Origin of the sequence: Pseudomonas pharyngis (assembly GCF_021602345.1) — a bacterium.
In the GTDB taxonomy this organism is placed as follows: domain Bacteria; phylum Pseudomonadota; class Gammaproteobacteria; order Pseudomonadales; family Pseudomonadaceae; genus Aquipseudomonas; species Aquipseudomonas pharyngis.
The window spans coordinates 477,349-502,180 of sequence record NZ_BQID01000001.1; the positions used below are offsets into that span (position 1 = coordinate 477,349).

Consider the following 24,832-nt stretch of genomic DNA (forward strand, 5'->3'; position numbering starts at 1 on the left):
ATCCTCTACCACTCATCGCAGAAAGATTATTCCTACAAGCATTACAGGTTTATTGAGTTGCAAAAAAGCCCTGACAAGTCAGGGCTTTTAAATATGCGGATTGATTATTCCAACATGCACCTTTCGGCCGGATGCTATTTGATCAACCGCCAAGTGAACGGATAGCGATACGGGAAACCTTCGTTGGCTTTCACTCCACCGATAATTGTCAGCACCAGCGCCGCAATGGCCAGCAGGCCGAACAGCACGAATCCGATAATCAGCAGCATCAGCACGAAGCAGATCATCGAAGCGATCGCCACGGTGATCTGGAAATTCAGCGCTTCCTTGCCCTGGGCGTCGATGAACGGATCGGTCTCGCGCTTCATCTGCCATAGGACCAGCGGCCCGATCAGCGTGCCGAACGGAATCCAGATCCCCAGCAAGGCGGACAAGTGACAAAACATGGCCCATTGGCGAACCTCCTGGCTCGGCTTGGGCAGCAACTCTTGCTCACCACTCATTGCGTCCTCCTTGCGGGTTACGAACCTGCTCAGTCGGCCAGTGCAGCCTTTTGCAGTTCGAAGATCTCGTTCATGCCTTTCTTCGCCAGCTCCAGCATCGCGTTCAGCTCTTCAGGCTGGAACGGCGCGCCTTCGGCGGTGCCCTGCACCTCAATGAAGCCACCGGTGCTGGTCATCACCACATTGAGATCGGTCTCGGCGGCAGAGTCTTCAAGATAGTCCAGATCCAGCACCGGCTCGCCCTGGTACATGCCCACGGAAACGGCACCGATCATTTGCTTGAGCGGGTCGCCGCCTTTCAGGCCGCCGCGCTTCTTGATCACTTTCAGTGCATCGACCAGCGCAACCATGGCGCCGGTGATCGACGCAGTGCGGGTACCGCCGTCGGCCTGGATCACGTCGCAGTCGACGTACAGGGTGACGTCGCCCAGCTTGGACATGTCCAGCGCGGCGCGCAGGGAGCGGCCGATCAGGCGCTGGATTTCCAGGGTACGGCCGCCCTGCTTGCCACGGCTGGCTTCACGCTGGTTACGCTCGCCGGTGGCGCGCGGCAGCATGCCGTATTCGGCGGTCAGCCAACCCTGGCCCTGGCCTTTGAGGAAACGCGGCACGCCGTTTTCGACGCTGACGGTGCAGATGACTTTGGTATCACCGAATTCGACCAGTACCGATCCCTCGGCGTGTTTGGTGTAGTTGCGGGTAATGCGGATCGAGCGGAGCTGATCGGCAGCGCGACCACTTGGACGTTTCATAGGAGATACCTGTACTGGGGACGGAAAACTGCGGAGCATTATAGAGCCGCGCACCGCGCCTGGGCACTCGTTAAAAAATCCGGCCGACGACCGAAGGCCCTGAAACGCGCTTCGCCGACGGCCTGCAGCCCTTTGTCACACCGTGTGTTTGGGCGCATCTGCCGCACTGCGCTACAATCCTGCGCCTTTGCTGCCAGTCGGCTTAAATTCATTGATATCGAGCTGCGGAGCTTAAATTCGCGCCGATCTGTATCGCGAGGTCACCCCATGGTGCACAGCATGACCGCCTTCGCCCGCGTCGAAAAAGCCGGCGTCCAGGGCACCCTGAGCTGGGAACTGCGCTCGGTCAACAGCCGCTACCTGGAACCCCACCTGCGCCTGCCGGAGTCGTTTCGCGACCTCGAAGGCGCTGTCCGCGAAGCCCTGCGCCAGGGCCTGTCGCGCGGCAAACTGGAATGCACCCTGCGTTTCACCGAGGAAAGCACCGGCAAGCCGCTGCAAGTGGACCGTGAGCGCGCCGCACAACTGGTCGCCGCTGCCGAAACCGTTGCTGGCCTGATCAAGAACCCGGCCGCGCTGAACCCGCTGGAAGTGCTGGCCTGGCCAGGCGTACTGGTCGCCGACGCCACCGACCCGCAGGCGCTGAACGCCGAGGCGCTGGCCCTGTTCAATCAAGGCCTGAAAGACCTCAAGGCCGGCCGCGAGCGCGAAGGCGCGGAGTTGGCCCGCCTGATCAACGATCGCCTGACCTCCATCGAGGAAGATGTGGTGACCCTGCGCGAACTGGTTCCGCAGATGCTCGCCACCCAGCGCCAGAAAGTCCTCGACCGTTTCGCCGACATGAAGGCCGAACTGGACCCGCAGCGCCTGGAACAGGAAATGGTCATCCTCGCGCAAAAGAGCGACGTGGCCGAAGAACTGGATCGCCTGAGCACCCACATCATCGAAGTTCGCCGGGTGCTGAAATCCGGCGGTGCCGCCGGCCGGCGCCTGGACTTCCTGATGCAGGAGCTCAACCGCGAAGCCAACACACTGGGCTCCAAGGCCTTCGACCCGCGCAGCACCCAGGCGGCGGTCAACCTCAAGGTGTTGATCGAGCAGATGCGCGAACAAGTGCAGAATATTGAGTAAGGCTACCCCGACATGACCCACAGCACCGGCACCCTGTACATCATTTCCGCCCCTTCGGGCGCGGGCAAGAGCAGTCTGGTCAAGGCCCTGACCGACGCCAACCCGGAAATCCGCGTTTCGATTTCCCACACCACCCGCGCCATGCGCCCGGGCGAAGTGGATGGCGTGAACTATCACTTCGTGACCCGCGAAGAGTTCGTGAAGATGGGAGAGCACGGCGACTTCCTGGAACGCGCCGAAGTCTTCGGCAACTTCTACGGAACCTCGCAAAGCCGCCTGCAGCAGACCCTGGACGAAGGTCACGACCTGATTCTGGAGATCGACTGGCAAGGCGCCGAGCAAGTGCGCAAGCTGATGCCGCAGGCCCGTTCGATCTTCATTCTGCCGCCATCGCTGCAGGCCCTGCACCAGCGCCTGACCAACCGTGGCCAGGACAGCGACGACATCATCGACGGCCGGATGCGTGAAGCGGTCAGCGAGATGAGCCACTACGTCGAGTACGACTACCTGATCATCAACGACGATTTCGCCCACGCGCTGGACGATCTGAAGGCGATTTTCCGCGCCAATCAGCTGCAACAGAAACGTCAGCAAGTGCGTTTCGGCAAATTGCTGGCTGAATTGCTCGGCTGAAACAGCACTTCCCAAAACCGCTGCAAGGGCTTTACATTGGCACTTGCAGCGCGTTGAAGAGCCTGGTCAAAAAATCAGCGCTTCCCTAATCGCTGGTGATTTTTTAAACTGTTGAGTCCGCTCGCCCAACCGGGCAGCGCGCATATTGCATTCGCTCCGAGGAATACCATGGCCCGCGTAACCGTTGAAGACTGCCTAGAACACGTGGAAAACCGCTTTGAGCTGGTCATGCTCTCTACCAAGCGTGCCCGTCAACTGGCCACCGGCGGCAAAGAGCCCCTGGTTCAGTGGGAAAACGACAAACCGACCGTAGTTGCGCTGCGTGAAATCGCTGAAGGCCTGATGAGCTACGAGTTCATCGCCGAGCAGGAAATCGTCCACGAAGACCCGGTCTTCGCTGCGTTCGAGGACGAGTCCAACGAGGCCGTCTAAGCCTATGCCTGGTCGACGTAGCACGGCGCGGGATCACAGCTTACGGCAGGAGACATCATGCCGAGCATAGACGCCCTCGCCGATCGCTTATCGACCTACCTCGGCAACGACCAGGTCAACCTGGTCCGCCGAGCGTATTTCTACGCCGAACAAGCCCACGACGGCCAACGCCGCCGCAGCGGCGAGGCGTACGTCACGCATCCTCTTGCCGTGGCGAATATTCTTGCCGACATGCACATGGACCATCAAAGCCTGATGGCCGCGATGCTGCATGACGTGATCGAAGACACCGGTATCGCCAAAGAGGCGCTGCAAGCGCAGTTCGGTGAAACCGTGGCCGAACTGGTCGACGGGGTCAGCAAACTGACCCAGATGAACTTCGAGACCAAGGCCGAAGCCCAGGCTGAAAACTTCCAGAAGATGGCCATGGCCATGGCGCGCGACATTCGCGTGATCCTGGTGAAGCTCGCCGACCGTCTGCACAACATGCGTACGCTGGAAGTGCTGTCCGGCGAAAAACGCCGACGCATCGCCAAGGAAACCCTCGAGATCTACGCCCCCATCGCCAACCGGCTGGGCATGCACGCGATCCGCATCGAGTTCGAAGACCTCGGCTTCAAGGCGATGCACCCGATGCGTTCCGCGCGTATCTACCAGGCGGTCAAGCGCGCCCGGGGTAACCGCAAGGAAATCGTCAACAAGATCGAAGAATCCCTTGGCCACTGCCTCGCCATCGACGGCATCCAGGGTGAAGTCAGCGGTCGCCAGAAACACCTTTACGGCATCTACAAGAAAATGCGCGGCAAGCGTCGGGCCTTCAACGAGATCATGGACGTCTACGCGTTCCGGATCATCGTCGACAAGGTCGATACCTGCTACCGCGTGCTGGGTGCCGTACATAATTTGTACAAACCGTTGCCGGGGCGCTTCAAGGATTACATCGCGATCCCCAAGGCCAACGGCTATCAGTCCCTGCACACCACGCTGTTCGGCATGCACGGCGTACCGATCGAGATCCAGATCCGCACCCGCGAAATGGAAGAGATGGCCAACAACGGCATCGCCGCCCATTGGCTGTACAAATCCAGCGGTGACGAGCAGCCGAAAGGCACCCATGCCCGCGCCCGTCAGTGGGTCAAAGGCGTGCTGGAAATGCAGCAACGTGCCGGCAACTCGCTGGAATTCATCGAGAGCGTGAAGATCGACCTGTTCCCGGACGAGGTCTACGTGTTCACGCCCAAAGGCCGGATCATGGAGCTGCCCAAAGGCTCCACGGCGGTCGACTTTGCCTACGCGGTACACACCGACGTCGGCAACAGCTGCATCGCCTGCCGGATCAACCGTCGTCTCGCGCCGCTGTCCGAACCGCTGCAAAGCGGCTCCACGGTCGAGATCGTCAGCGCTCCCGGCGCACGGCCGAACCCGGCGTGGCTCAACTTCGTGGTCACCGGCAAGGCGCGAACCCATATCCGCCACGCGCTGAAACTGCAACGCCGCTCCGAATCCATCAGCCTCGGCGAACGCCTGCTGAACAAGGTGCTCAACGGCTTCGACAGCGCGCTGGAACAGATTCCGGCCGAGCGCGTGAAGGCGATGCTCACCGAGTACCGCCTCGAACTGATCGAAGACCTGCTCGAAGACATCGGCCTGGGCAACCGCATGGCCTACGTCGTGGCGCGCCGCCTGCTCGGCGAAGGCGAACAACTGCCAAGCCCGGAAGGTCCGCTGGCGATTCGCGGCACCGAAGGCCTGGTCCTCAGCTACGCCAAATGCTGTACGCCGATCCCGGGCGACCCGATTGTCGGTCACCTGTCGGCGGGCAAAGGAATGGTCGTGCACCTGGACAACTGCCGCAACATCAGCGAAATCAGGCACAACCCGGAAAAATGCATCCAGCTCTCATGGGCCAAGGATGTCACCGGCGAATTCAACGTCGAACTGCGCGTCGAGCTGGAACATCAGCGCGGCCTGATCGCGCTGCTGGCCAGCAGCGTCAACGCAGCCGACGGCAATATCGAGAAAATCAGCATGGACGAACGCGATGGTCGCATCAGCGTTGTCCAGTTGGTGGTCAGCGTCCACGACCGTGTGCACCTGGCCCGCGTGATCAAGAAACTGCGCGCCCTGACCGGGGTGATCCGCATCACCCGCATGCGTGCATAACTCAAACATTACAAGGAGTCATACATGACCAAGACTGTTATCACCAGCGACAAGGCCCCGGCCGCCATCGGCACTTACTCCCAGGCGATCAAGGCCGGTAACACCGTTTACATGTCGGGTCAGATTCCCCTCGATCCAAAAACCATGGAACTGGTCGAAGGCTTCGAAGCCCAGACCGTCCAGGTGTTCGAGAACCTGAAAGCCGTGGCCGAAGCCGCCGGCGGTTCGTTCAAGGACATCGTCAAGCTGAACATCTTCCTCACCGACCTGAGCCACTTCGCCAAGGTCAACGAGATCATGGGCAAGTACTTCGACCAGCCGTACCCAGCGCGCGCCGCCATCGGTGTGGCAGCCCTGCCAAAGGGCTCGCAGGTTGAAATGGATGCCATTCTGGTCATCGAGTAATGCGCACGGCGCGGCCTCACGCCGCGCCGACTGCTCTGCGGTAAAGAAAAGGTTTTGAAAGGATTCCACCATGCGCAAAGCGCTTGCTCTCTCGCTGCTCGCCATTTTCCTCGGCGGTTGCGCCAGCAACCCTGCCGACCGTGACATCAGCGGCACCTGGATCAATCAGGTCGCCATCGATGCCGCTGCCAAGGGCGGCCCCCTGCGCGAAGCGCTTCAGGCTTACGGCCCGAACCTGGAGTGGGACGTCAACACCAAGGCCGGCCAGGCCCGCTACACCAACGGTTTCGAAAACGTCGAAGGTCGCTTGCTCGGCGAACAGTCCGGTGCCTGGAAAGTCGACTTCTATGGCAGCTCCGCCAGCGAGCTGAAACGTGACGGTGGTCAACTGCAACAAGCCGCCAACGAAAACGAACCGGAACAGGTCTTCGACCGCGCGCAGATTCCGGTGCCGGAGGGCGCACCGATCGGCGCCAGCTTCGAACGCGCGCTGTATTCCGCTTATCTGGGCGGCAACTGGACGATCACCAGCGGCCAAGGCGAAGGCGCCACCGTGCAATTCCAGGCGGACGGTCAAGTCTCCGGCCTGCCGGGTGCCGATCGTTATGCGCTGTGCCTCGCAGGCGATTGCGCGTCGATGAGCAGCGGCAACGACAGCATGTGGTTGCAGCAGAACGGTCAGGGCAACAACTGGATCTTTGTGCGCAAGGGCAAAGAGCTGGAAATCCTGCAGGCCGTGAACACGGCATTGGCGGATGAACAACCGCAGTTCACCCCGGGTGAGCGCAAGTGGTTGCTCGAGAAGCAATAACCAGCCTCTGAAGCTACAGAGAACCCATGTGGGAGCGAGCCTGCTCGCGATAGCAGTCTGACAGTCAGCATCAATGTTGAATGTTATGACTTCATCGCGAGCAGGCTCGCTCTCACATTTACTTTGTAATGCCTGAAAGTCAGCAGCGCCCCTCAAGAATCGCGGCATACCCCTCGCGATAACTCGGATACTTCGGCACCCAACCCAGCGCCTTCGCCCGAGCATTGCTGCAACGCTTGCTGCCGGTGCGACGCACGCTCTCGTCTTCCGACCATTCGGTAACGCCCAGATACTCGCGCAACCACGCTACCACTTCGGCCAGCGGCGCTGGCGCGTCGTCCACACCGATATAGATGTCATCCAGCGCCCCGCCCTTGCGAGCCGCTTCCAGCAGAAACGCCATCAACCCCGCCGCGTCATCGGCATGGATGCGATTGCCATAAAGCGGCGGATCGACCGCCACGCGATAACCCCGACGCACCTGGGTCAGCAGCCACTCACGGCCGGGGCCGTAGATGCCGGTCAGGCGCACGATGCTCGCCGGAATGCCGCTGTTGAGCGCAACCTGCTCGGCCTCCAGCATCACCCGACCGGAATAACCCGCACCGACGGTTTCGGACTTTTCATCGACCCATTCGCCGTTCTGCTGGCCATAAACACTGCTGCTGGAAACAAACAGCAACCGCTCAGGCTCCTGACCGTAATCGTTCAGCCAACCCAGCACATGCTGCAAACCCTGCACATAAGCCGCGCGATAACCGGCTTCATCGTGATCAGTAGCCGCCGCGCTATACACCAGGTAATCGATAGCGCCCACCGGCCACGTCTCGGGGCAATCCTCATTGAACAAGTCACCGGCCACACCGATAACGCCGTCCGGCAAACGTGAAATATCACGGCGCAGGCCGTAGACCTGGAAGCCGGCAGCCAGCAATTGCGTGGCCAGACGACTGCCGACATCACCACAACCGGCGATCAAAACAGAAGGCGCGGACATCAAAAATCTCCCATCGGAAAGCGACAGACTAGCCTCGGCAAGGGACGAGCGGCTAGCAATCAAGGAAAAAAAGCAACTCTATTACTTTTGTTAACAAGAATTACTTGCAATAATGCACGCCACTTTTGTTCTCGGCCTCACGAGGCCTGGAAGAGCATTACCGTTTTTCTATCTCAGGTCCGGCCAGCATGACACGCATTCAAAACTCCGCTTCGCCAACCAACCGACCTCGCGCCTGGAGCGCCGTGGCTGCCCTGCTGGTCAGCCTGATGCTGGCGCCAGCCGCCGCCTTCGCTGACGCACAAGCCCCGGCCGCGCCAGCCGCCACCGAGCAAAGCGCTCCGGCCGCCGCACCGGCCGCGACCGACCCGGTGCAGGCCGTAGACGCCAGCGCCGCCGACGCGCCGGAAGTCCTCGAAGCCGACAACACCCTGGGCATGGCCCACGACCTGTCGCCATGGGGCATGTACCAGAACGCCGACGTGATCGTTAAAGCCGTGATGATCGGCCTGGCCATCGCCTCGATCATCACCTGGACCATCTGGATCGCCAAGGGCTTCGAGTTGATGGGCGCCAAGCGTCGTCTGCGCGGCGAGATTGCCGCCCTGAAAAAAGCCGCCACGCTCAAAGAGGCCAGCGCCACCGCCGCGAAGGAAGGCACCCTCGCCAACCTGCTGGTACACGACGCGCTGGAAGAAATGCGCCTGTCGACCAACGCCCGCGAAAAAGAAGGCATCAAGGAACGCGTCAGCTTCCGCCTCGAGCGCCTGGTCGCAGCCTGTGGCCGCAACATGAGCAGCGGCACCGGCGTCCTCGCCACCATCGGTTCCACCGCACCGTTCGTCGGCCTGTTCGGAACCGTGTGGGGCATCATGAACAGCTTCATCGGCATCGCCAAAACCCAGACCACCAACCTTGCCGTCGTAGCACCGGGTATCGCTGAAGCGCTGCTGGCTACCGCACTGGGTCTGGTGGCCGCGATTCCTGCCGTGGTCATCTACAACGTCTTTGCCCGCTCCATCGCCGGTTACAAGGCTCAGGTGTCCGATGCGTCGGCTCAGGTGCTGCTGCTGGTCAGCCGCGACCTCGACCACCAGCCTGAGCGCAACAGCTCGCAACCGCACATGGTGAAAGTGGGGTAATCGGCCATGGGCCTGCATTTGAAAGAAGGCGCAGACGATGATCTGGCCGAGAACCACGAAATCAACGTCACGCCGTTCATCGACGTGATGCTGGTGCTGTTGATCATCTTCATGGTGGCCGCGCCGCTGGCCACCGTGGACATCAAGGTTGACCTGCCTGCCTCGACCGCCAAACCGGCGCCGCGGCCGGAGAAACCGGTGTTCCTCAGCGTGAAGGCTGACCAGCGCCTGTTCATTGGCGATGACGAAGTGAAAGCCGAAACCCTCGGCGCAGTCCTCGACGCCAAGACTCAGGGCAAGAAAGACACGACGATCTTCTTTCAGGCCGATAAAGGCGTGGATTACGGCGACCTGATGAGCGTGATGGATAACCTGCGCGCTGCCGGTTACCTGAAGGTCGGTCTGGTCGGACTCGAGAGCGCAGTCAAGAAATGATCACCACGCGCCATAAGCTGACGCGTTACAGCGGTAGCCTGGCCGTGGTGCTGGGTGTTCACGCGCTGGCCATCGCGCTGGCGCTGAACTGGAACGTCCGCCCGCCCATCGAATTGCCGCCGCAGGCAATGATGGTCGAGCTGGCACCGGTTCCAGCCCCGCCACCGCCTGCACCGCCGAAAGTCGTCACACCACCGCAGCCACCGGCTCCGGTTGAGGAACTGCCGATCCCGAAACTGGCCGAAGCGCCGAAAGCCGAGATCGCGGTACCGAAACCGAAGCCCAAGCCGAAACCCAAACCGCCGAAGCCGATCGAGAAGAAACTGCCCGATCCGCCGAAGGAGAAACCGTCCGAAGAGAAGCCGGCCGATACCCAGCCGACTCAGGCCCCGACGGAGAAATCCGCCCAGCCTGCACCGGGCCCGTCGCCTGCACAATTGGCCGCCAAGGCCAGCTGGCAAGGCACCCTGCTCGCGCATCTGGCCAAGTACAAGAAGTACCCGGCCAGTGCTCAGGCACGGGGCAAGGAAGGCTTGAACCGGTTGCGTTTCGTGGTCGATGGCGAAGGCAACGTGCTGTCGTTCGAACTGGTGGGTCGCTCCGGCAACGCCGATCTGGACCGGGCCACCCTGGAAATGATCCGCCGCGCCCAGCCGCTGCCCAAGCCACCGGCCGACATGCTGACCAATGGCGCGATCGAAATCGTTGCGCCGTTTGTGTACTCCCTCGAAAGACGCCGCTGATCAAATGTGGGAGCGGGCTTGCTCGCGAATGCGGTGCTTCAGTCAGCTCAATATTGACTGACACGGCCCATTCGCGAGCAAGCCCGCTCCCACAGGGTTTAGTGCTCAGCCGAGAGAACCAGGCCCAAAAGGCACCGCAAGGTGCCTTTCGCTTATCCATCCACGGCAAACCGGCATTGCCCGGTGTCGCATTCATCACTCAGTCTGATAACGTGCGTCTATCGATTGCAGCCGGTATGCTTGGCCCGCATCTTCATGGACGCTTGCTATGACTCTCACAGAATTACGCTACATCGTTACCCTCGCCCAAGAGCAGCATTTCGGCCACGCGGCCGAGCGTTGCCACGTCAGCCAGCCGACCCTGTCGGTGGGCGTGAAAAAGCTTGAAGACGAACTCGGTGTGCTGATTTTCGAGCGCAGCAAAAGCGCCGTGCGCCTGACCCCGGTCGGTGAAGGCATCGTCGCCCAGGCGCAGAAAGTGCTGGAGCAGGCCCAGGGCATCCGCGAACTGGCCCAGGCCGGCAAGAACCAGCTGACCGCCCCGCTGAAAGTCGGCGCGATCTACACCGTCGGCCCCTACCTGTTCCCGCACCTGATTCCACAACTGCACCGGGTCGCCCCGCAGATGCCGTTGTACATCGAAGAAAACTTCACCCACGTGCTGCGCGACAAACTGCGCAACGGCGAGCTGGACGCGATCATCATCGCCCTGCCGTTCAACGAAGCCGACGTGCTGACCCTGCAACTCTACGACGAGCCGTTCTACGTCCTGATGCCGGCCCAGCACCCGTGGACCCAGAAAGAATCCATCGACGCCGCGCTGCTCAACGACAAGAGCCTGCTGCTGCTCGGCGAGGGCCATTGCTTCCGCGATCAGGTGCTGGAAGCCTGCCCGACCCTGACCAAGGGCAACGACGGCGCCAAGCACACCACGGTCGAATCCAGCTCGCTGGAAACCATTCGCCACATGGTCGCGTCCGGCCTGGGCATCTCGATCCTGCCGCTGTCGGCGGTAGATAGCCATCACTACGCTCCGGGCGTGATCGAAGTGCGTCCGTTGTCGGCACCGGTGCCGTTCCGCACCGTGGCCATCGCCTGGCGCGCCAGCTTCCCACGGCCGAAAGCCATCGAGATCCTCGCCGACTCCATTCGCCTGTGCTCGGTCGCCAAGCCTGCCGCGCCGGTCACGGCCGGTTAAGCCAGCGTCATGACGGAGCTGTCGCAGGTCTCGGTCACCGCACTCAAGGGTGTCGGTGAAGCCATGGCCGAGAAACTGGCCAAGGTTGGTCTGGAAAACCTCCAGGACGTGCTGTTCCACCTGCCGCTGCGTTATCAGGATCGCACCCGCGTGGTGCCGATCGGCGCGTTGCGGCCGGGGCAGGACGCCGTGGTCGAAGGCACCGTCAGCGGCGCCGACGTGGTCATGGGCCGACGCCGCAGCCTCGTCGTGCGCTTGCAGGACGGCACCGGTGGCTTGAGCCTGCGCTTCTACCACTTCAGCAACGCGCAGAAAGAAGGTCTCAAGCGCGGCACGCGGATTCGCTGCTACGGCGAAGCCCGGCCCGGCGCCTCGGGGCTGGAGATCTACCACCCGGAATACCGCGCCATCAACGGCGACGAACCGCCGCCGGTGGATGAAACCCTGACCCCGGTCTACCCGCTGACCGAAGGCCTGACCCAGGCGCGTCTGCGTCAGTTGTGCATGCAGACGTTGACCCTGCTTAAGCCATCCACCCTGCCCGACTGGTTGCCGACCGAACTGGCCCGCGACTATCAACTGGCGCCGCTGGCCGACGCGATCCGCTACCTGCACAACCCGCCCGCCGATGCCGACGTCGACGAACTCGCCCTTGGCCATCACTGGGCCCAGCACCGCCTCGCTTTCGAGGAACTGCTGACTCATCAACTGTCCCAGCAACGCCTGCGCGAGAGCATGCGCTCCCTGCGCGCGCCGGCGATGCCGAAAGCCACCAAGCTGCCGGCAAAATACCTGGCCAACCTCGGCTTCAATCCGACCGGCGCTCAGCAACGAGTCGGCAACGAAATCGCCTACGACCTCAGCCAGCACGAACCGATGCTGCGACTGATTCAGGGCGACGTCGGCGCGGGCAAAACCGTGGTCGCCGCCCTCGCTGCGCTGCAAGCGCTTGAGGCGGGTTATCAGGTCGCACTGATGGCGCCGACCGAGATCCTCGCCGAGCAGCACTTCATCACCTTCAAGCGCTGGCTCGAACCGCTGGGCATCGACGTGGCGTGGCTGGCCGGCAAGCTCAAGGGCAAGAACCGCGTCGCCGCGCTGGAACAGATCGCCAGCGGCACGCCGATGGTGGTCGGCACCCACGCGCTGTTCCAGGACGAAGTGCAGTTCAAGAACCTCGCGCTGGTGATCATCGACGAACAACACCGCTTCGGCGTGCAGCAACGTCTGGCGCTGCGGCAGAAAGGCGTCGGCGGGCGCATGTGCCCGCATCAACTGATCATGACCGCCACGCCGATTCCGCGGACGCTGGCGATGAGCGCCTACGCCGACCTCGACACCTCGATCCTCGACGAACTGCCGCCCGGCCGAACCCCGGTCAACACCGTGCTGGTCACCGACACCCGCCGCGTCGAAGTCATCGAGCGGGTGCGCAGCGCCTGCGCCGAAGGCCGTCAGGCCTATTGGGTGTGCACGCTGATCGAAGAATCCGAAGAGCTGACCTGTCAGGCCGCCGAAACCACTTTCGAAGACCTGACCGCCGCCCTCGGCGAGCTGAAGGTCGGGCTGATCCACGGCCGCATGAAACCCGCCGAGAAAGCCGCCGTCATGGCCGAATTCAAGGCCGGCAACCTGCAACTGCTGGTCGCCACCACCGTGATCGAAGTCGGCGTGGACGTACCCAACGCCAGCCTGATGATCATCGAAAACCCCGAGCGCCTGGGCCTTGCGCAACTGCACCAGTTGCGCGGTCGGGTCGGCCGGGGCAGCGCGGTCAGCCATTGCGTGCTGCTCTACCATCCGCCGCTGTCGCAGATCGGCCGCCAGCGCCTGGGCATCATGCGCGAGACCAACGATGGTTTCGTCATCGCCGAAAAAGACCTCGAACTGCGCGGCCCCGGCGAAATGCTCGGCACCCGCCAGACCGGTCTGCTGCAATTCAAGGTCGCCGACCTGATGCGCGACGCCGATCTGCTGCCCGCCGTGCGCGATGCCGCCCAGGCCTTGCTCGAACGCTGGCCTACCCACGTCAGCCCGTTGCTCGACCGCTGGCTGCGACACGGGCAGCAATACGGCCAAGTGTGAGCACCGTCGCAGTTTCTGACAGCTCGTTCCAACCAAGCTGGTTATACTCCTGCAATTGTTTCAAAAACGGATACAGACCATGACCGAAGCTGCTCTCGCCCCCGAATCACCGCACGCTCCGTCTGTTATTCGGCTGCTGCTCAACAAGCTGGGCGTCGCCTACGAAGAAGTGCTCGACCACCACGGCCTCAATGCCTCGCGCAAAGTGCAGGCGGTGTTGCTGGACGACGCGGTCGGTGCGCTGATGGTGCTGTTTCCACAGAGCCAGTTGCTGGATCTCAACCGCCTCGCCGAGCTGACGGGCCGTCGCCTGACCGCCGTGTCCACCGAGCGCCTGGAAAAGATGCTCGGCAAACACAGCCTGAGCCTGCTGCCGGGCCTGCCGGCGCTGACCAGCTCGCCGTGCCTCTACGAAGAAGGCCTGCTGCGCGAGCCGAAGTTGCTGATCAACTCCGGCGAGCCGGGCCTGCTGCTGGAAATCGCCAGCGAAGACTTCAAGACCATGCTGACCAAGGCCAGCGCCGCCAACTTCGGCGAAGCCCTGAGCAGCATCCGTCCGAACCTCGACCGCCCGGACGATGACCGCGAGGAAATCACCCAGGCCGTGCAGGCGTTCACCGCGCGGCGCATCCAGCAGCGTCTGGAAGCGACCATCGAGATTCCGCCGCTGGCCGAAACCGCACAAAAAATCATCAAGCTGCGCGTCGACCCCAACGCCACCATCGACGACATCACCGGCGTGGTCGAAACCGACCCGGCGCTGGCCGCGCAAGTGGTGAGCTGGGCGGCGTCGCCGTACTACGCCTCGCCGGGCAAGATCCGTTCGGTGGAAGACGCGATCGTCCGCGTGCTGGGCTTCGATCTGGTGATCAACCTGGCGCTGGGCCTGGCCCTCGGCAAGACCCTGAGCCTGCCCAAAGACCATCCGCAACACACCACGCCGTACTGGCAGCAGTCGATCTACACCGCCGCCGTCATCGAAGGCCTGACCCGCGCCATGCCGCGTGCCCAGCGCCCGGAATCCGGCCTGACCTACCTCGCCGGCCTGCTGCACAACTTCGGCTACCTGCTGCTGGCCCACGTGTTCCCGCCGCACTTCTCACTGATCTGCCGCCACCTGGAGGTCAACCCGCACCTGTGCCACAGCTATGTCGAGCAACACCTGCTGGGCATCAGCCGCGAACAGATCGGCTCCTGGCTGATGCGCTACTGGGACATGCCGGACGAACTGGCCACCGCCCTGCGCTTCCAGCACGACCCGAACTACGACGGCGCCTACGCCGAATACCCGAACCTCGTCTGCCTGGCCGTGCGCCTGCTGCGCAGTCGCGGGATCGGCTCCGGCCCGGATGAAGACATCCCGGATGCGCTGCTGGAGCGTGTTGGTTTGACTCGCGACAAGGCCAATGACGTTGTCAGCAAAGTCCTGGAAGCCGAAGTCCTCCTGCGCGAACTGGCTTCGCAGTTCAGCCAGGCTTAAAAGCATCGCGGGCAAGCCACGCTCCCACAAGATCAACGCGATCCCTGTGGGAGCGGGCTTGCCCGCGATGAATCCAACTCGGTCCAACTGAACGCATCAAGCCTTTGGCTTGGCCTTCCTAGGCTTCAAATACTTCATCAACCCCTGAAACCACATCACCAGCGCCGGATTGCCCTTGAGCTGGATCGACTTGTCCTGAATCCCCTGCATGAACGCCAACTGCTTGTTCTTCGCCTGCATCGTGGCAAACCCAAAAGCCGCATCCTTGAATGCAATCGCAAACGCCGGCTCCGCCACCACGCCAGACTTGCTGGTAATGCGCTGATCTTTCACCACGAAATGCCGCGCCACTTTCCCGTCCAGAGTCTGTAGCTGAAAAACCAGATCCTTGTCACCCAACTGCTGCTGGAACGCAGGATTAGTCCGACTGGCCTTACCCATCAACAGACCCAGCATCCACAGAAGAAAACGAAATTTCATGCGCACAGCCTCAAAAGGAAAATGAACGGCTGGGGGAGTGTAAGGGATTCGGACGGATTCGCCACTATCCAAGACTGATAGAAGACGATGCAGCGCTTTTCCTGCCAGATGACTACCAAGTCACGAATTCCAGCCCCTGAACCCGATCGTTCCCACGCTCTGCGTGGGAATGCATCCCGTGACGCTACGCGTCACACCATCCCCCCGTCCTACACCTGAAGAAACACATTCCTGTAGGAGCTGCCGAAGGCTGTGGTTTCTTGTTCCTCTACCTCGCAAATCCTTGGGAAATGTCCTTCAAACTGCGGTGCTGTCCATGAACTAGGCAGACTGGACCATCGTCGATAGCCTCTGTGTGTCGCCGCAAAATCGGTGACTCGGACGTGCAAGTCCGGTTCAGGTGCACAATCGCAATGGCATTTCGCCGAGCCTTTTCCTATGCTCGCGGATCGTTATGGCGGCTGTGCGTCGGAGACCTTTGGGTCTGCCGGGCACCTGGACCGGTCTTGCACACCAACGCACAGCTGCCACCTATTTCGAAGTGCAAAGCGAAACGGTGTCAGCGTCTTAACTCCAGGGATGACATCCATGATCAAACCAACACCCAATCCACCAGAAACACCAGAAACCTCCCCCTACGAATCCCCCGATTCGAAGAAACTCCACGAAGCCGCCGAACGCGCCCTCGACCACCATTTCAAACCTACCATCCCACGCCCAAAACGCTTGGGTGGCTTGTTCGCCCTCTGCCCCAACGCCGACGCCGAAGCCCTCATGGCCAACGCCTCCGAAGACCTCCTGTCCATCAGCGCCTTCGCCGCCAACCTGGCCGACGACCTCGACGGCCCCCGCCGCTCAATGGCACTGGGCCTGAGCAGAATGGCGGACGGCGTGCGCTTGATGGTGGAAGGCACGCTCGATCACATTGAGTTTCGGGAGTATCAGGCCAAGCCGTAGCTGAATTGCTGGCGGAAAAAAGGGGACGTTGAGTCCCCTTTTCCAACTTTCCAATTCCTCACCACTGACAGCCCGTCTCCGGTGAGAAATCCATACTGAAATCGTGTTCGAAGGAGTACTTCTTCCCGGTTTTGTAGTTCGTATAAGTCATTCCATAGACCCGGGCACCCTGACTGACCATTTCATACTCACCCGTCAGCGCGCCCTCCGAAACCTCAACCCAAGTCGTCGTGAACTGATACGGACGATCCTCTGCCAGAATTTCTTGCTCGGTATTCCGATGCACCAGAGAAATAGCCTTCTTCGACTTGCTGTACCTGACAGCCGCTCCGCTCCATTTGGAGAAGGAGTCGTAATAGGTTCTGAGTTCGAAATTGATGCTTTTGGCACTTTCTTGCGAACGGAAGCAATAAATCTCCGTCGAGACTTCACTGTGCGCCGCCATAGGAAAGAGAACAAACAGTGCAGCAGATAAAACTCGCATTGATATCAATCTGATCATTCCTTCAACGATTCAGAGGCAACTGAAAACGCATTCGCACTGCGCAGTTAGCGATGTCCTCCCGGAACACGCGCTCACTCATTTCACAGTGCCCATCGACGTATTGCCGCCACAACGGATCATCGAAGTTGTCACCCCCCAATCGCTCCATCGAAGCCACCAGACCTTTTTCTCGATCCTGCCCCGCCATGGCCGATGCAGCTTTATAAAAACCGTCCAGGGGTAACCCAGTCTGCAGAGCAACCAATTCCCCCAACCGGGCATTGGTTGTTTGCACCAGGCACCCAAGCTTTTCGATGGGCGCCTCTGCACCGGGCAAGGCCGACTGATAAATATCCTCGCAATACGCCTCTTTGAAGCGCACCCACTTCTTTTGCACGTCAGTCAGTTGCTTCTTGTCGGCGGGCGCCAAACTGACCAGCGCTTTCTTGTATTGCTCATTCAACACTGCGTCGACTTTTTCGAAAGTCTGCTGACCGCAAATGATCAAATCGGGATTGGAAAAGCTGTCGGGATTGCAGGTTTCCTGGGCATGCGCAGGAACCAGCAATGCAGCCAAAGAAGCACCCGCGACCCATTCAAATAACGCCTTGAGTTTGATCATGATCCGGATACTCCGGCGCTGCGCTCAGCTACCCGAGCAGGAATCTTCGAAACCTTTCCCGCGTCCGACATACGCGATGCGTATTGCTTGTACGCCGCCGATGCCCGCTCTTTATCGTTCGCACCCCAATAGCTATCAGCGAGATTCAGATAAGCAACTGTCCGGTCCGGGTTGTTGGCAATCACTGCATTCAATAACTTAATCGACTCGGCGTAATACCCCGCTTCGCCGAGTAGAAAACCGAAGTCGTTGGACCAGCCGGGATACTGCGGGTAGTAGTACTTTTCGACGATGTAGCTGTCGGGCGGGCAAGTGTCATGCGAGCCACCGTCCATCAACGCGTAGCTCATCGTATCCTTGAAGGAGAGGTCATCACCCTTTCGGTAGGCTGCCAGCGCCATATCCAGCAGATCAGCAGAACTGACCGTCATCAGCTTTTTATAACCGCCCTGAGGGCCACCTACGTTCGCAGCCCGCAACTTTTTAAGCGCCTCGAGACCGTTGAACGAAGCCAGAGTGGTTGGGCCCAACGTCTCAATTGGAAACTCCGCTACGCTCACAAGCGAGCGATCGCAGGAGTCGTTATTGGCCACTTGCAGCACTTTCTTCAGCTCAAACTGCTTTGAGCCGTTATTGAAGGTGAACAACAGATTGAAGTTATAAACCGGATTATCTTCCTCGATCGTCACCAGCGTAATGTAGTCACCCGCGTCAACGAAGCGCTGCTTGACCAGGGCCTCTTCCTCCAGTGGACTCACAACCGTCAAGGCACCGGGCCGACCTTTGAAAACCCGAACGCTGAAACTATCCAGAAGCACAGACGAATACTGACTCTTCGTCAGAGGCAACGCCTTGGACGTATCGAGCAATATGTCCTCATTGCGCGCTTGAGCCGGCGCGATCAACAACCGGTTGGATGCCTCGTCCGCATCTCCCGCCAGAACGAACACGTTTTGCCGTGATCCATCGCCCAGCAGGCTTGCGGGGATTTCCTTGAGAACTTGGGGCGCAGCGAGTGCGTATGAAGTGAGTATCAACCCAAGGCTCAATACGATAAAGCGAACAATCCTGTTCAATTTCTCATTTCCTGATATGCAATTCGCTCAACGACACGTTTTGGAATTTTCTGCGCCTTGCCGTCCACGCTCATCGCGTCGCGGTACTGGCTGTAATAACGCTGCGCTTCGTCTTTGCGATCAAGGCGCCAGAGTGAGTCGGCGATGTTCAACATCAGCACTGTGCGTTTACCGACGGCCTCAACGCCGCGATAGAACGTCAATGCAAGTTCATCGTTACCGCCCTCGGCCAAGTAGAAGGCCAGGTCGTTGAGAGCTTGAACATTACGTGCCGGTGGGTGACAAGCCATATAGGCGTCTGGACTTATAGTGCGAAGATTGAATTCGAGCTCTTCCACGCGAGATTGCGGTATCTCAATACTTGAGACTCGATTCAACAAATCCTTTGGAGACGGTGTCGTCAAGGCAAGGTCAAGAACCTCCCCCTCACCGGAGGTCCATCGATTGCCCTCCCACTTGCCGTCGCAAAACCTGGCTACGTGCTCACTTAGTACGCAACCGGTCTCCATCGAAATGACACCGCAACCCGTCTCCTCCGTCGGAATCTCTTCACCCTCTTGACCAATGACAACGCCATACAGAGTCTGAAGAAGCAGAACTGTTTTCTTGTCAGGACTTAGCCAACTGTCATGCGTTTCGGTACCAACATCGGAAATATAGAGGGGAAAAGTCTTGCCATTCGCGGTAAACGAGGCGACCGCTGACTCCGGAGCAGGCCTGCTCCATTTCTTATCCTTCAGCGTCAACATGTGCCCGCCAACCCCGACGATCTGTATGTTCTCCGCCAAGGCATTGGCTGAAGCAAACAGGCTCATGACAATCATCAACCACTTAAGGCTGCCCATAGTCGATCCTTTTCACTGACGGGCTTTCCGACTGCAACTGCCTCTTCGTCACGCCATAAGCCTTGATCAGCTCTTCCCAGGAACCCTTCGAACCAAATGAGCGCTGGGTATTATCGAAGCTGTATTGCTCCAATCGTCCCGCTGTCGAGTAATACCCGCGCCATTCAGGACAGGCACCGCAACCGCCATAGCCGCCTATTGAAACAAGACTGCCCTTGGTGCCTTTCACACAATCCATCGCCACAACCACGTTACTCAGCATCTTCGCTTTCTTACCGTCAGACGTAAGCTGTGAAACCTTGTCGATGTTGCGCCGCAACACTTTGCCGCCAATGTTGATCGTCTGGTCGGAGCAAACCGGGATGAGGTGGGTTTCCGCGTCATCCACCGTCACGGATCGGCAGGACGACATCATCACCACTTCAACACCGCCACATTGCATGACATCGCGCTGGGTGTAGGCATCCTTGGGAGCGGCGAAAGCTGGAAGCGAGAGCAGCAGCGAAAGGCTGCCCGCGAGAAAATGGTTCATCCAATCATCCTTAATCAAACAGCGGCGATCACAAATCCTTGAACGTCAGCAGCCGGAACTCGTTGTTCACAAACTCGAAGTAGCGGGTCCTGTAGCGGCTTTCCAGCTCATTACCCTGCGCGTCCTCTTCGGTATCGGCCGCAATGCCGGAAACAATGAGCAGACGGCTATCAGGCCGGTTTGACAGGCTTAACGCATTGCCGTCGTATGCGTTCGGCAGTCCGCCGACAACCTCCCCCGTGCGCGCATCCAGCACTTCGCCGCAAATGGCACTGCCACCACAACCGACTCGGTACAGGATGTAATGGCCGGCAAAGTTGACCTTGCCTTGCAGGGCCCTCGCCCGAGTACTGTCCATGACCGCGTTGCTTTGTTCTTGCTGCACCGGCTCATGGTTGGGGCCGCTGAAAACGGGGGTGACGGCGTAATCCTTGAAGTCGGGATCGGCGGCGAATGCCATGGAAGTGGCAGCTGACAGCAAGCTGCCGAGAACAATCGAAAATCCTTTCAAGTACTAACTCCATAACTGCAGTGGGAAACCGTTGGCTACTCGGACTGACCTTCATAACGCTGTGTCTGCGGGTTGAATTGCCATAGATGACGCCGAGTTAACGCGTCTTTTCCCATGTAACTGATCTGGTCGCGCTTATCCCTGACGTAGGAATAGATTGCGATGTCTTTGAAGTCTCCGCCGTTCTTGGGCGGACCATCCAAGACCTTCACTCTGGCGAAATAATCTCCACCGACATGCTTCAAGTAACCATGGCACTGGATCAGGAAGGCGAAGGTTGAGTCACCCGCTGATCCGCGACTTGAGTAGGAGGTGAAAATGAAGTCTTCCTGACCGTCGTCATTGAGATCACCGCGGTACACAACCTTGCCGTACTCCACAGAAAATTGGTCCTTGTGGAGGCCGGAAAGTATTTCGTCAGGCTTGTTATCTCGACTCTCTGACCACTGAGAGAGAAAGTGCTTGGTATCAGACTCGGAATTGCACACATCCATCGCCATGCTCGCCATCGGCAACCAGGCCATACACATCAACGACAGTCGCTTCACTTCACATCCTTCGAATTCATCAATTCCAGCTCACCATCCCGATACAACACTTCGCACCCGATCCACGCCAGATCCACCTGCGGCATCACCGCCGAAGGCTTGCGCAGTTCCCGCAACAACGTCGAACCATGCGACAACCGCCCACCCATCCGCGCAATCACCGCCCGCGCGGCCTGATAGTGCGCGTGACGCCCTGGATCGAGGGTGTCTTCCAGCAAGATGTCTTCGCCAAGAATGCCCCGCACCTGCCCCGGGTAAATCATGAATCCGGTGGCTTGTTCGGCACCTTCGCGGCCGTCCTGCCAGAAGCTGCCGTCGCGCGTGCGGATGTCCGGGTGCGGCGCAAACCAATGTTCGCGATCCGCCAGTGGCATGGCGTGATGCAGGCGGAAGAAGATGCGCATCAGGTTGTCGCGATACCACTCGCGCACTTGCAGGTAGTAACCACGCAGGCCCGGCAGGCCGGTTGAATGAGCGAGGCGAATCAGCCCTGACCATTGCGGGAACGCCTGTAATGGCAACGCGCTCGACGCGGGTCGAGGTGTGGCCGGATCGGTCTCCCACGGCAGTCGATGGGGGCTGTTTTCCAGGTTGTCGTAAGCGGTGGGCGGTCGGCCCAGCCAGTCCCCGCCACTGCTGGCCAGCGCCGTGGCGATGCACAAATTGCCCTGCACCACGAACACATAGAACCGGGTGAACCAGTCGGCCAGTTGCTGACCGTCAGCACCTTGGGCGACGAGGTCGGTCAGCTCCCGGTCGAAGCGCTGCAAGCCGTGCTCAAGGCTCAGCAAATGACCGCGAGCGATACGTTGCATGCGCAAAAACAACGGCAGCGAACGCAACATCCGCAGCGGTCGCCACGGCAGATGCGGAGTCGCGCCGCCAACTTCACCGGCATAGTTGCTGGCGCTGATGCCCCAGTCGCGCAAACGTGCGAGAAACAGGTCGTTATTGATGTAAGACGCACCGCCAAACACGGCCGTGAACGGCTCGTTGTCCTGCAACACCCGCGCATCCCAACGGGCCATGATCGCCGGAATGCTCGCGGCGGCCCGGCGCTGGGCGTACTCCACCAGCACGCTGGGTTGCGGCGGCAGGATCTCGGCGATGTTGGCGGCCGTCAGGTGCCGGCGCCAGCCGTAGTCGCTGATCGGCCGGTATTGCAGCAGCCACAGTTGCGTACCGTCCCAGGCCCATTCGACATCGCCCGGCACATAGTGAAACACCCGCAAGACATCCTGGAGAAAGCGCCACAGCACGTCTTCGGTCAACCCATGGGCGGCCGTGAACGTGCCGCTGCGCCAGGCATCGCCGAGCCGCGAAAGCGTCGCCCGTTCCGGGCTGATCTGACCATCGGCAAGGGACTCAAGATGGCCTTCAACCCATTCGAGTTCCACCGACAGATGACGCACAAACGCGATGCCCGACACCTGCGGCGTGATGAAGCGCTGCACAACCACTTCCTCGACACCTTCGGTTGTCAGCTCGGCGATGCGTGCCGGCACGTTGGCGGCCGGCTCGCGCAGATAGGTCGTGCTCAAACCGGCATTCGCCGAGTCGGCCTGATCTTCGCCGTAACTGGAGGAGCGCACCGCCCAGATCGCCTGTGGTTGGAGGGCGAGGAAGGCCGGTAGTCGCGGATCGTTGCAATCGTTGAGGGTCAGCGCCGCAGGCACCGGTTGCCGGGCCAGTGCCGCCAGACGCAAACGCCCGCCCTTGGTGTGCGCGACAAACCCGCGCTCGTCCGATTCCAGCCACTGCGCAAACTGCGCGGGCGCGTCGATCCACGGGTAATGACCCCAACCGGGTTTGAGGCTGATGGTCAGATCCGCGCGCGCAAGAATCGCCGACCATGCCGCCGCTTGTTCGATGCCAAGCACCTTGTCCTGATCGCCCCAGACCAGTTCGACCGGGTCGGTGATCCACTCCAGCAAGGGCAGCGCGGTGTCGGCACGGATCAGATCCCAGTGCGGCACAAACGCACGGCAGCGCGCATAACCGGCGCCCATGCGCTGGTACTGCGCGGGCGTCCAGGTCTGGTTGGAGAACTTGCGCGCGAACAGCGTGGGTCTGTTCGACAGCAGCCAATGAATGGACTTGCGGAATGGCAGCGGTGACATCAGCGCCGGCAATCGGCGCTGCCACAAAAAGGCGCCAACCGGCGCCAGCAACACACTGCGAGAAAAGTGCCCGGGCCGACGTTGCAGCGCATGCAGCACCAGCAACGCGTTGACCCCGACGGCCATGATCGCGCTGCCCTTTTGCGTCATCGCCAACAAGGTCTGCGCATAAGCCGCCAGATCCTCGCAGGGGGGCTGCGGGTTGGCGCCGAAGCCCGGCAGCTCCAGCGGCACCACGGTGTAACGCTGAAAATGCGGCAGCGAGTCATCCCACCAATCGGCGGCGCTGCCGTTGCCGGCCAGCAGGTACATCAGGGGCTTGCTCATGGGCGATCCTCAGGCCAGATCGCGCAGCGCGGCGTCGAGGGTCGGATAGCGGAACGTGTAGCCCGCCTCGTTCAAACGCCGCGGCACCACACGCTGACCGTCGAAAAACAGCTGAGCCATTTCCCCGGCCAACGCACGCACCGGCGCTGCAGGAATGTGGAACCACACCGGACGATTGAGGACTTTGCCGACGTTCTCGGCGAACGCTGCCTGACTGACCGTTTCGGGCGCGACCATGTTGTAGGTGCCGCGCAAATTTTCATCGTGGAAGGATCGAGCGATCACCTGAATCACATCGTCGCGATGCACCCAGCTCATGGTCTGCTGACCGTCGCCCATGCGCCCGCCGAAGCCCAGGCGGAACGGAATCAGCAATGGCAACAACGCACCGCCCGGCCCGAACACCACGCCGAGGCGCAGCACCACCTGACGCACGCCAAACTGCGTCGCGGGTTGCGCTGAAGCCTCCCAACGCGCACAGAGTTCGGCCATGAAACCGTCACCCTTGCTCGCCTGTTCATCGAGGCTTTCGCTGGCATCGCGCACGCCGTAGAAACCGATGGCCGAGGCCTGAATCCACAGCGCGGGTTTATGGCTCGTGTGCTTCAGCCAGGTCATCAAGGCTTCGGTGGTATCGACCCGACTGGCGAGCAGTTGCGCCTGCCGAGCGGGGCTCCAGCGAGGCCCGGCAACCGGTGCGCCGGCCAGATTGATCACCACGTCGAAGGGTTCGTCGCAGCCAAGTTCGCTCAACGACCGCACACAGCGAACACGACCGTTGAACAGGTTCGCCGCTTTCAACGGATCCCGCGCCAACACGCTGACCGTGTGGCCGGCGTCGAGTAACTGATTGACCACGGCTTCACCGATAAACCCGGTACCCCCGGTGATCAGCACGCGCTTGTAGGCGCCGCCGACAAACGGGTTGGACTTGCTCACGGTCCTTTCTGGCGGGGATGACCGACGATCATGACGCAGCAACCAGATCAGCGGCGGCAACAGGACCAGCAGCGCAAAACCATCGAGCCACAAGTGCGACCAGACCTGTTTTTTCGTTGAAAGCCACATGTCCTGCGGCGCCCATAACAGGATGCCAGCCATCAACCAGCCCCAAATTGCGGGAGCTTTAAGACGGTTGCCGAGGTGCACCAACGCGAGCATATACAGCGAATAACTTTGCAGCGTCGCGCCGAACAGTGCGAGCCACCACACCTGCTGCTCGTGGCCGGCGGCAGGAACCGCATCGGCGCCCCAGAATGCGAGTTCGAGGGTGTGAAGATAGCCGTCGAGTAATCCGGAATGGCCGGCCCAGGTCAGCGTGAGACCGGCGAGCACATGCACGATTGCCGCGGCATACAGCCAAAGCACCATCGCGGAGCGAAGAGAGAAAGAGGGGGCTGGCATTCCGTGTCCTGAGCGC

Annotated in this window: 26 protein-coding genes; 13 read left to right on the forward strand and 13 right to left on the reverse strand. The window is 60.6% G+C overall.

All coding sequences use genetic code 11. The features are described 5' to 3' along the window. Nucleotides 1-134: 134 nt before the first annotated feature. Together L6D74_RS02235 and rph are read right to left on the reverse strand one after the other, a co-directional pair. Complete coding sequence (locus tag L6D74_RS02235; RefSeq protein ID WP_064600417.1) at nucleotides 135-503, reverse strand: DUF4870 domain-containing protein; 369 nt, start codon at nucleotides 501-503, stop codon at nucleotides 135-137. A 29-nt stretch (nucleotides 504-532) separates the two neighbouring features. Further along, nucleotides 533-1,255 carry a ribonuclease PH gene (gene rph / locus L6D74_RS02240; protein ID WP_003229494.1) on the reverse strand — a complete coding sequence of 241 codons (723 nt, stop codon included), beginning with the start codon at nucleotides 1,253-1,255 and terminating at the stop codon, nucleotides 533-535. A 267-nt stretch (nucleotides 1,256-1,522) separates the two neighbouring features. Here rph and L6D74_RS02245 point away from each other — a divergent pair, with 267 nt between their 5' ends. The 6 genes from L6D74_RS02245 to L6D74_RS02270 all read left to right on the forward strand — a co-directional run bounded on the left by L6D74_RS02245 (nucleotide 1,523) and on the right by L6D74_RS02270 (nucleotide 6,830). Next, nucleotides 1,523-2,386: a YicC/YloC family endoribonuclease gene (locus L6D74_RS02245; RefSeq protein WP_016770639.1), complete on the forward strand. Its 864-nt coding sequence runs from the start codon at nucleotides 1,523-1,525 to the stop codon at nucleotides 2,384-2,386. A 12-nt stretch (nucleotides 2,387-2,398) separates the two neighbouring features. Continuing rightward, a complete protein-coding gene (gmk, locus tag L6D74_RS02250) occupies nucleotides 2,399-3,019 on the forward strand; it encodes a guanylate kinase (protein ID WP_236187573.1) in 621 nt (206 codons plus the stop codon). A 168-nt stretch (nucleotides 3,020-3,187) separates the two neighbouring features. Beyond that, a complete protein-coding gene (gene rpoZ / locus L6D74_RS02255) occupies nucleotides 3,188-3,451 on the forward strand; it encodes a DNA-directed RNA polymerase subunit omega (RefSeq protein ID WP_003229503.1) in 264 nt (87 codons plus the stop codon). Nucleotides 3,452-3,508: 57 nt separating this feature from the next. Next, entirely contained in the window at nucleotides 3,509-5,614 is a 2,106-nt protein-coding gene (gene spoT, locus L6D74_RS02260) for a bifunctional GTP diphosphokinase/guanosine-3',5'-bis pyrophosphate 3'-pyrophosphohydrolase (protein WP_007954439.1), read from the forward strand. 24 nt (nucleotides 5,615-5,638) lie between these two features. Further along, nucleotides 5,639-6,019 (forward strand): RidA family protein, encoded by a 381-nt coding sequence (locus L6D74_RS02265; protein ID WP_003229509.1) that lies wholly within the window; start codon nucleotides 5,639-5,641, stop codon nucleotides 6,017-6,019. Between the two features lie 70 nt (nucleotides 6,020-6,089). Then, on the forward strand, nucleotides 6,090-6,830 hold the full coding sequence (locus L6D74_RS02270) for a putative periplasmic lipoprotein (RefSeq protein WP_007954437.1): 741 nt from the start codon (nucleotides 6,090-6,092) through the stop codon (nucleotides 6,828-6,830). 139 nt (nucleotides 6,831-6,969) lie between these two features. Here L6D74_RS02270 and L6D74_RS02275 read toward each other — a convergent pair whose 3' ends face one another. Then, complete coding sequence (locus L6D74_RS02275; protein WP_236187574.1) at nucleotides 6,970-7,827, reverse strand: SDR family oxidoreductase; 858 nt, start codon at nucleotides 7,825-7,827, stop codon at nucleotides 6,970-6,972. 188 nt (nucleotides 7,828-8,015) lie between these two features. Here L6D74_RS02275 and exbB point away from each other — a divergent pair, with 188 nt between their 5' ends. From exbB to L6D74_RS02305, 6 genes are all read left to right on the forward strand, one after another. Then, nucleotides 8,016-8,969 carry a tonB-system energizer ExbB gene (gene exbB / locus L6D74_RS02280; RefSeq protein ID WP_064600426.1) on the forward strand — a complete coding sequence of 318 codons (954 nt, stop codon included), beginning with the start codon at nucleotides 8,016-8,018 and terminating at the stop codon, nucleotides 8,967-8,969. A 6-nt stretch (nucleotides 8,970-8,975) separates the two neighbouring features. Continuing rightward, on the forward strand, nucleotides 8,976-9,404 hold the full coding sequence (gene exbD / locus L6D74_RS02285; protein ID WP_039765185.1) for a TonB system transport protein ExbD: 429 nt from the start codon (nucleotides 8,976-8,978) through the stop codon (nucleotides 9,402-9,404). Further along, nucleotides 9,401-10,147: a TonB family protein gene (locus tag L6D74_RS02290; protein ID WP_064600428.1), complete on the forward strand. Its 747-nt coding sequence runs from the start codon at nucleotides 9,401-9,403 to the stop codon at nucleotides 10,145-10,147. The genes exbD and L6D74_RS02290 overlap by 4 nt, the downstream gene beginning before the upstream one ends. A 268-nt stretch (nucleotides 10,148-10,415) precedes the next feature. Next, nucleotides 10,416-11,345: a hydrogen peroxide-inducible genes activator gene (locus L6D74_RS02295; RefSeq protein WP_007954418.1), complete on the forward strand. Its 930-nt coding sequence runs from the start codon at nucleotides 10,416-10,418 to the stop codon at nucleotides 11,343-11,345. A 9-nt stretch (nucleotides 11,346-11,354) separates the two neighbouring features. Beyond that, nucleotides 11,355-13,430, forward strand: coding sequence for an ATP-dependent DNA helicase RecG (recG, locus tag L6D74_RS02300; protein ID WP_074689971.1), 2,076 nt, complete (start codon nucleotides 11,355-11,357; stop codon nucleotides 13,428-13,430). Between the two features lie 79 nt (nucleotides 13,431-13,509). After that, the gene (locus L6D74_RS02305; RefSeq protein WP_039765182.1) at nucleotides 13,510-14,910 is read left to right on the forward strand and encodes an aminoacyl-tRNA deacylase and HDOD domain-containing protein; all 1,401 of its coding nucleotides are present in this window, start codon (nucleotides 13,510-13,512) and stop codon (nucleotides 14,908-14,910) included. Between the two features lie 96 nt (nucleotides 14,911-15,006). On the opposite strand, the gene L6D74_RS02310 is transcribed toward L6D74_RS02305, so the two are convergent. Further along, nucleotides 15,007-15,390 (reverse strand): SCP2 sterol-binding domain-containing protein, encoded by a 384-nt coding sequence (locus tag L6D74_RS02310; RefSeq protein WP_096817262.1) that lies wholly within the window; start codon nucleotides 15,388-15,390, stop codon nucleotides 15,007-15,009. Nucleotides 15,391-15,978: 588 nt separating this feature from the next. Between L6D74_RS02310 and L6D74_RS02315 the strand changes: the two genes are divergently transcribed. Continuing rightward, a complete protein-coding gene (locus L6D74_RS02315; RefSeq protein WP_236187575.1) occupies nucleotides 15,979-16,347 on the forward strand; it encodes a DUF6124 family protein in 369 nt (122 codons plus the stop codon). Nucleotides 16,348-16,405: 58 nt separating this feature from the next. Here L6D74_RS02315 and L6D74_RS02320 read toward each other — a convergent pair whose 3' ends face one another. The 9 genes from L6D74_RS02320 to L6D74_RS02360 form a co-directional block, all read right to left on the reverse strand. Next, nucleotides 16,406-16,831 carry a hypothetical protein gene (locus tag L6D74_RS02320; RefSeq protein WP_236187576.1) on the reverse strand — a complete coding sequence of 142 codons (426 nt, stop codon included), beginning with the start codon at nucleotides 16,829-16,831 and terminating at the stop codon, nucleotides 16,406-16,408. 22 nt (nucleotides 16,832-16,853) lie between these two features. Further along, nucleotides 16,854-17,453, reverse strand: a complete 600-nt coding sequence (locus L6D74_RS02325) for a lysozyme inhibitor LprI family protein (RefSeq protein ID WP_236187577.1) — start codon at nucleotides 17,451-17,453, stop codon at nucleotides 16,854-16,856. Continuing rightward, nucleotides 17,450-18,529 (reverse strand): tetratricopeptide repeat protein, encoded by a 1,080-nt coding sequence (locus L6D74_RS02330; RefSeq protein WP_236187578.1) that lies wholly within the window; start codon nucleotides 18,527-18,529, stop codon nucleotides 17,450-17,452. Before L6D74_RS02330 ends, L6D74_RS02325 begins: the two co-directional genes overlap by 4 nt. Beyond that, on the reverse strand, nucleotides 18,526-19,374 hold the full coding sequence (locus tag L6D74_RS02335) for a tetratricopeptide repeat protein (protein WP_236187579.1): 849 nt from the start codon (nucleotides 19,372-19,374) through the stop codon (nucleotides 18,526-18,528). Before L6D74_RS02335 ends, L6D74_RS02330 begins: the two co-directional genes overlap by 4 nt. Beyond that, nucleotides 19,361-19,906, reverse strand: coding sequence for a hypothetical protein (locus L6D74_RS02340; RefSeq protein ID WP_236187580.1), 546 nt, complete (start codon nucleotides 19,904-19,906; stop codon nucleotides 19,361-19,363). Before L6D74_RS02340 ends, L6D74_RS02335 begins: the two co-directional genes overlap by 14 nt. A 28-nt stretch (nucleotides 19,907-19,934) precedes the next feature. Beyond that, entirely contained in the window at nucleotides 19,935-20,366 is a 432-nt protein-coding gene (locus L6D74_RS02345) for a hypothetical protein (RefSeq protein ID WP_236187694.1), read from the reverse strand. 86 nt (nucleotides 20,367-20,452) lie between these two features. Next, entirely contained in the window at nucleotides 20,453-20,965 is a 513-nt protein-coding gene (locus L6D74_RS02350) for a hypothetical protein (protein ID WP_236187581.1), read from the reverse strand. Beyond that, a complete protein-coding gene (locus L6D74_RS02355) occupies nucleotides 20,962-23,412 on the reverse strand; it encodes a PEP-utilizing enzyme (RefSeq protein WP_236187582.1) in 2,451 nt (816 codons plus the stop codon). Before L6D74_RS02355 ends, L6D74_RS02350 begins: the two co-directional genes overlap by 4 nt. A 9-nt stretch (nucleotides 23,413-23,421) precedes the next feature. After that, the gene (locus tag L6D74_RS02360) at nucleotides 23,422-24,816 is read right to left on the reverse strand and encodes a TIGR01777 family oxidoreductase (RefSeq protein ID WP_236187583.1); all 1,395 of its coding nucleotides are present in this window, start codon (nucleotides 24,814-24,816) and stop codon (nucleotides 23,422-23,424) included. Nucleotides 24,817-24,832 lie beyond the last annotated feature (16 nt).

Excerpts from the sequence above, each read along its gene's own strand:
- L6D74_RS02235 (WP_064600417.1), bottom strand. The coding sequence starts at position 503 with ATGAGTGGTGAGCAAGAGTTGCTGCCCAAGCCGAGCCAGGAGGTTCGC.
- rph (WP_003229494.1), bottom strand. The coding sequence starts at position 1,255 with ATGAAACGTCCAAGTGGTCGCGCTGCCGATCAGCTCCGCTCGATCCGC.
- L6D74_RS02245 (WP_016770639.1), top strand. The coding sequence starts at position 1,523 with ATGGTGCACAGCATGACCGCCTTCGCCCGCGTCGAAAAAGCCGGCGTC.
- gmk (WP_236187573.1), top strand. The coding sequence starts at position 2,399 with ATGACCCACAGCACCGGCACCCTGTACATCATTTCCGCCCCTTCGGGC.
- rpoZ (WP_003229503.1), top strand. The coding sequence starts at position 3,188 with ATGGCCCGCGTAACCGTTGAAGACTGCCTAGAACACGTGGAAAACCGC.
- spoT (WP_007954439.1), top strand. The coding sequence starts at position 3,509 with ATGCCGAGCATAGACGCCCTCGCCGATCGCTTATCGACCTACCTCGGC.
- L6D74_RS02265 (WP_003229509.1), top strand. The coding sequence starts at position 5,639 with ATGACCAAGACTGTTATCACCAGCGACAAGGCCCCGGCCGCCATCGGC.
- L6D74_RS02270 (WP_007954437.1), top strand. The coding sequence starts at position 6,090 with ATGCGCAAAGCGCTTGCTCTCTCGCTGCTCGCCATTTTCCTCGGCGGT.
- L6D74_RS02275 (WP_236187574.1), bottom strand. The coding sequence starts at position 7,827 with ATGTCCGCGCCTTCTGTTTTGATCGCCGGTTGTGGTGATGTCGGCAGT.
- exbB (WP_064600426.1), top strand. The coding sequence starts at position 8,016 with ATGACACGCATTCAAAACTCCGCTTCGCCAACCAACCGACCTCGCGCC.
- exbD (WP_039765185.1), top strand. The coding sequence starts at position 8,976 with ATGGGCCTGCATTTGAAAGAAGGCGCAGACGATGATCTGGCCGAGAAC.
- L6D74_RS02290 (WP_064600428.1), top strand. The coding sequence starts at position 9,401 with ATGATCACCACGCGCCATAAGCTGACGCGTTACAGCGGTAGCCTGGCC.
- L6D74_RS02295 (WP_007954418.1), top strand. The coding sequence starts at position 10,416 with ATGACTCTCACAGAATTACGCTACATCGTTACCCTCGCCCAAGAGCAG.
- recG (WP_074689971.1), top strand. The coding sequence starts at position 11,355 with ATGACGGAGCTGTCGCAGGTCTCGGTCACCGCACTCAAGGGTGTCGGT.
- L6D74_RS02305 (WP_039765182.1), top strand. The coding sequence starts at position 13,510 with ATGACCGAAGCTGCTCTCGCCCCCGAATCACCGCACGCTCCGTCTGTT.
- L6D74_RS02310 (WP_096817262.1), bottom strand. The coding sequence starts at position 15,390 with ATGAAATTTCGTTTTCTTCTGTGGATGCTGGGTCTGTTGATGGGTAAG.
- L6D74_RS02315 (WP_236187575.1), top strand. The coding sequence starts at position 15,979 with ATGATCAAACCAACACCCAATCCACCAGAAACACCAGAAACCTCCCCC.
- L6D74_RS02320 (WP_236187576.1), bottom strand. The coding sequence starts at position 16,831 with ATGCGAGTTTTATCTGCTGCACTGTTTGTTCTCTTTCCTATGGCGGCG.
- L6D74_RS02325 (WP_236187577.1), bottom strand. The coding sequence starts at position 17,453 with ATGATCAAACTCAAGGCGTTATTTGAATGGGTCGCGGGTGCTTCTTTG.
- L6D74_RS02335 (WP_236187579.1), bottom strand. The coding sequence starts at position 19,374 with ATGGGCAGCCTTAAGTGGTTGATGATTGTCATGAGCCTGTTTGCTTCA.
- L6D74_RS02340 (WP_236187580.1), bottom strand. The coding sequence starts at position 19,906 with ATGAACCATTTTCTCGCGGGCAGCCTTTCGCTGCTGCTCTCGCTTCCA.
- L6D74_RS02345 (WP_236187694.1), bottom strand. The coding sequence starts at position 20,366 with ATGGCATTCGCCGCCGATCCCGACTTCAAGGATTACGCCGTCACCCCC.
- L6D74_RS02355 (WP_236187582.1), bottom strand. The coding sequence starts at position 23,412 with ATGAGCAAGCCCCTGATGTACCTGCTGGCCGGCAACGGCAGCGCCGCC.
- L6D74_RS02360 (WP_236187583.1), bottom strand. The coding sequence starts at position 24,816 with ATGCCAGCCCCCTCTTTCTCTCTTCGCTCCGCGATGGTGCTTTGGCTG.